1 protein-coding gene is annotated in these 5712 nt (G+C 72.3%); it reads right to left on the bottom strand.

The genetic code is table 11. The features are described from left to right. On the bottom strand, nucleotides 1-5712 hold a 5712-nt coding region (locus D7V77_RS39480; protein ID WP_120581368.1), incomplete at both ends, for a non-ribosomal peptide synthetase.

Genomic DNA, 5712 nt, shown 5'->3' on the forward strand with positions numbered 1-5712 from the left:
GGGTTCAGCGAGGGACGGGGCGGGTGCTACGCCCGTGGACACGGCAGACCCGTGCGAGGACACACCCGCCTCCGGAGGACTCCCGTGCACCGGAGCCCCGTGTGAGACGCCGGCCGGATCCGTCGTCGCGGACTCGATCTGAATCGCGCCGTTCGAAGCCGTCATCGCGGACGAGGCTGGAGGAGCGCGAACCGACACAGGGGCCGTCATCGCGGAGGCGGCCTGAGGAGCGCGGACTGACGCCGTGACCAGTGCCAGGTCGGAGGTCACATCAGGCGCACGCTCCACGGGCGCGGCCGGGGCCTCTGCCGGAACCTGCGGCGCACGAACGGGACTTCCTGCCGGAGGCGCGAACGGAGACGTCGTGGCGCGTGCTCTCGGCTGCACCCAGACCGCCTGGGTCTGGAACGCATACGTGGGCAGGTGCAGCCGCAGGCGCTGCTCGTGCGCGTAGAACGCGCTCCAGTCCACAATCACACCCGCGGTCCACAGCTCGCCCACGGCCTGGAGCCAGCCCATCTGCTCCGTCGTCTTCCCGCCCACCCGCAGCGACGCCAGCGCGAGGACGGGGGATCCGCCGCCTTCGGGCCGGGCCAGGTTCGCGCGCACCAGCGGCGTCACGTCCTGTCCCGGTCCCACCTCCAGCAACACCGTGCAGCCTTCCGCCTGGAGCGCCTCCACCGCGCGGGTGAAGCGCACCGGCTGGCGCATCTGCTCCGTCCAGTAGTCCGGCGCCGAGAGCTCTCCCGGCCTGGCCAGCGCCCCCGTGAGGCTGGACACGTACCGCACCGTCGGCTCCGACCAGCGAAGTGCGCCCACCACGCGCGCCAGCTCCGGCATCAACGGCTCCACGTCCGCGGAGTGGAACGCGTGCGGCGCGGGCATGCGCACCGCACCGGCCTTCTGGGCCTTCAGCTCGGCCTCCAGCCGATCCACTTCCTCCACCGGCCCGGACACCACGCAGCGGTCCGGAGCGTTCACCGCCGCCACCGACAGCCGGCCCGACAGCAACGGCTGCACGCGCTCCACGGGCAGGGCCACCGCGAGCATCGCGCCCGGCGGCATCCGGTGCATCAGCTCCCCGCGAGCCACCGCGAGGCGCATCCCGTCCTCGACCGACAGCGCCCCCGCGATGCACGCCGCCGCGTACTCACCGAAGCTGTGACCCATCACCGCGGACGGCGTGACGCCCAGGTCCCGCCACATCCGAGCCAGTGCCACCTGCACACTGAACAACGCGGGCAGCGCCACGCGCGTGTCCGCGAGGTCCGCCGAAGCATCGGCCTCGGGCGTCAGCACCGCCGACACCCGCGCCCGCAGCGGCGCGTCCAGCAACGCGAGGCACGCGTCCAGGTGCGCGCGGAACAGGGGCGACGCCTCCGCCAGCTCACGCCCCATGGCCAGCCGCTGCGAACCCTGCCCGGAGAACACGAACGCCACGCGCGGCGCCTTGCCCGGGCTCTTCGCCAGCGTCACCGGCTTCTGGAGCTGCCGCGCCAGGTCCTCCGCGCCCGTCACCACCACCGCGCGGCGGTACTCGAAAGCCTTGCGACCCACGGCGTGCGTGAACGCCAGATCCGCCAGCGCCGAGTCCCCGACGCCCGTCGCCTCCAACCGCCGCGCCGCCGCCTCCAGCGCCTCCGGCGAGCGCGCGGACAGCACGACGAGCTGGTGGGAACGCGTGGTCGAACCACTCTGCCGCATGGGAGCTTCCTCGAGGATGGCGTGGGCATTGGTGCCACCAATGCCAAAGGAGCTGACCGCGGCGAAGCGAGGCGTCTCGCTCCGAGGCCACGACCGCAACGTGGTGTTGACGAAGAACGGCCCCGCGTCGAAGTCGATCTGCGGGTTGGGCTTCTCGAAGTGGAGGCTGGGGGGAATCTCTCCGTGGTGCAGCGACAGCGCGGCCTTCATCAGGCCCGCCAGTCCCGCGGCCGTGTCCAGGTGCCCCACGTTCGTCTTCAGCGACGCCAGCGCGATGCGTCCCCGGTGCTCCACGCCCAGGCCGTACGCGCGGGTCAGCGCCGCCACTTCAATCGGATCCCCCAGCGGCGTCGCGGTGCCATGGGCCTCCACGTAGCCCACGGCCTCCGGTGCCACGCCTGCGTTGGCCAACGCCTGGGACACCACCGCTGCCTGGCCCTGCACGCTGGGCGCGGTGAAGCCGGACTTGTTCTTGCCATCGTTGTTGAGCGCCGAGCCCCGGATGACGGCGTAGATGGCGTCCCCATCCCGTACCGCGTCCTCCAGACGCTTGAGCACCACCGTGCCCACGCCGTTCCCGGGCAGCGTCCCCTGTGCCCGAGCGTCGAACGCACGGCAGTGTCCGTCCGGTGAGAAGATGAGGCCCTCCTGCGCCACGTAGCCCGTGCGCTGCGGCAGCGACAGCCGCGAGGCCCCCGCGAGCGCCACGTCGGACTGCCCCGTCCGCAGGCTCTGACAGGCCAGGTGCACGGCCACCAGACCCGTGGAGCACGCGGTGTAGAGCAACGTGCTCTCACCCGTGAGCCCCAGCTTGAAGGACGCCTTCGTCGGCAGGCTCTCGTGGGTGGCGGTGCCGTTCAGCTCGAAGAAGGACGCCGCGTCCAGCGGCATCGCCTGCCGCACGGCCTCCGCGTATCCAGAGGCCGCGGCGCCCGCGTACAGCGAGATGGCGCCGGGGTAGCGCTCCGGATTGACGCCCGCGTCCTCCAGCGCGGCCCACGCCGTCTGGAGGAAGAGCCGCTGCTGCGGATCCGTGAACTGCGCCTCGCGCAGGGACATGTCGAAGAACGCGTGGTCGAACCCCTCCACGTCTTCCAGGACACCGGCGGCGGGAACGAACGCCGGGTGGTACCAGAGCTCGAACCCCTCCGGCAGGGAGGGCAGGTGCTCCAGCTCCTCGGGGGAGAAGCGCGTGATGGACTCCACGCCCTCGCGCAGGTTCCGCCAGAACGCCTCCACCGTTCCCGCGCCGGGGAAGCGGCCCGCCATGCCGACGATGGCGATGGACCCGGAGGCGCCAGGCTTCGACGCCTCGCGCGGACGGTGGCCGGGCGCGGTGGGCGACGGCGCGGGTGCTCCCTGTGACTCCTGCTCCAGCCGCTGGGCGAGCGACTCCACCGTGGGGTGTTCGAACAACCAGACCACGGGCACCTCGCGGCCCAGCGTCTCCTTCAAGCGCGAGGCGAGCCGCATCACGGACAGCGACGTGCCGCCCAGGTCGTTGAACAGGTGGTCCTGCGTGCCCACGCGGTCGGCCCCGAGCTCGCGGGACCACGTGGAGGCGATCCGTTCCTCCAGTGGATGGGCGGGCGCCACGTAGCGCTCACGCCGGCCGGTGGCCTCCGAGTCCGGAGCGGGCAGGGCCTTGCGGTCCACCTTGCCGCTGGGGTTCAGGGGCAGGGTGGGCAGCGCCACGAACAGCGACGGCACCATGTAGTCGGGGACCTTGCGGCGCAGGGCCTCTCTCAGCCGCGTGGGCTCCAGCACCTGCCCCGGGCGCGGCATCGCGTAGGCGACGAGCCGCTTGTCGCCGGGGACGTCCTCGCGCACCACCGCCGCGGCCTCGTGCACTTCGGGCAGCTCGCGCAGGGCGGCTTCCACTTCCGGAAGCTCGATGCGGAAGCCGCGCACCTTCACCTGGTGGTCCGTGCGGCCCAGGAAGTCCAGCGTCCCATCCTCGCGCCAGCGGACCCGGTCGCCCGTGCGGTACAGCCGTGCGCCAGGCTGCGCGCCGTACGTATCCGGCACGAAGCGCTCCGCCGTGAGGTCCGGCCGCGACACGTAGCCCCGGACCACGCCATCACCGCCGAGGAACAGCTCCCCCGGCACGCCCACCGGCACCGGCTGGAGCCGAGCGTCCAGCACGTACGCCGTGGTGTTCGCGAGCGGCGCGCCAATGGGCACCGACGCGCCCGCCTGCTCTGGCCGCTCCACCGTGAAGAACGAGGCGGCCACGGAGCATTCACTGGGGCCGTAGGCGTTGATGACGGTCCGGCCCAGGAACTCCACCGCGCGGCGCACATGCGGGGCGGAGATGACGTCGCCCGCCACGTGCACTGCGCGCAGCCGTCCGAGGATGTCCAGCCGGTGCTCCACCAACTGCGAGAAGAGCCCCGACGTCAGGTGGGCGAAGCTGACCGCGTGGCGCTCCACCACGCGCGCGAGCGTGTCCATGTCTCCGGCGGGGACCTTGCCGGGGAAGATGACCAGCCGGCCGCCATGCAGCAGCATCGTCCACAGCTCCATCACGGAGCCGTCGAAGGACAACGGCGCGATGAGCATGCCCGTTTCGCGCTGACCGACGCGCGAGTAGGGCTCGGCGTGCACGAGGCGCATCACGCCACGATGCTCGGAGGCCACCCCCTTGGGACGGCCGGAGCTGCCGGAGGTGAAGATGACGTAGGCCAGGTTGCGAGGCCCCACGGTGACTTCCGGCGCGGTGACAGGCTGATCATCGAGCGACAGCGCGTCCACGAAGAAGCAGGCCAGGGTCGCGTCCGGCACGTGCAGCCGCTCACGCAGCGCGCGCGTGGTGAGCAGCATCCGGGGCCGGGCGTCCTCGATCATGAACGCCAGCCGCTGCGCGGGGTACGACGCATCCAGCGGTACATAGGCGCCGCCCGCCTTGAGGATGGCGAGCACCGAGACGACGAAGTCCACGGAGCGCTCCATGCACACCGCCACCGGCACGTCCGGGCCCACGCCCCGAGCGCGGAGGAAGTGCGCGAGCGGATTGGCCCGCGCCTCCAGCTGCGCGTACGTCAGGCGAAGATCCCCGTCCTCCACGGCGATGGCGTCCGGAGTCCGGGCGACCTGGAGCGCGAACTGCTCGGGGAGGGTGCTGCCGGAGGGGTAGTCCCGGGCCGTGTCGTTCCACGCGGTGAGCACCTGGTGGCGCTCCGCGTCCGTCATCCAGGGCAGCTCGTGGATGGAGGTCTCCGGGGCCGCGATGGCGGCGTCCAGCAGCACGCGGAAGTGACCGGCCAGCCGCGCCACGGTGCCGGCGTCGAACAGCTCCGTGGAGTACTCCAGCCAGCCCTCGAAGCCCTGGGGGGACTCCGCGAGCGACAGCGTGAGGTCGAACATGGACGTGCCGGTGTGCACGTCCAGGAGCCGGGACTGGAGCCCCTGCAGGACGGGCGCGTCCACGCGCGCGCCCTGGAGGTTGAACATCACCTGGAACAGCGGCGTGTGCCCCAGTTCACGAGGAGGCCGGAGCGCCTCGACCACACGCTCGAAGGGCACATCCTGGTGCGCGTACGCGCCCAGCGCCGTCTCCCGCACGCGGGCCAGGAGCTCCCGGAACGAAGGAGCCCCCGACAGCCGCGTGCGAAGGACCAGCGAGTTGACGAAGAGGCCGACGAGCCCCTGGAACTCCGCGCGCTGACGGCCCGCGATGGCCGTGCCCACGCTGATGTCGTCCTGGCCCGCGCGGCGGGCGAGCACGGTCTGGAAGGCCGCGAGCAGGACCATGAACGGCGTGACGCCTTCACGCTCCGCCAGCGTCCGGACCGATTTCGCGAGGCCCGCTTCCAGCACCACCGGCACCCGAGCGCCCGCGGACCCACGCCGCGAGGGACGCGGCCGGTCCGTGGCCAGCTCCAGCAGTTGGGGAGCACCAGCGAGCTGCGTCCGCCAGTAGTCCAGCCGCGACTCCAGCGCGGCGCCGTCCAGAGTGTCCCGCTGCCAGTCGGCGGCGTCGGCGTAGTCCAGGGGCAGGGCGGGCAG

Source organism: Corallococcus sp. CA041A (genome assembly GCF_003612075.1).
GTDB lineage: Bacteria > Myxococcota > Myxococcia > Myxococcales > Myxococcaceae > Corallococcus > Corallococcus exiguus.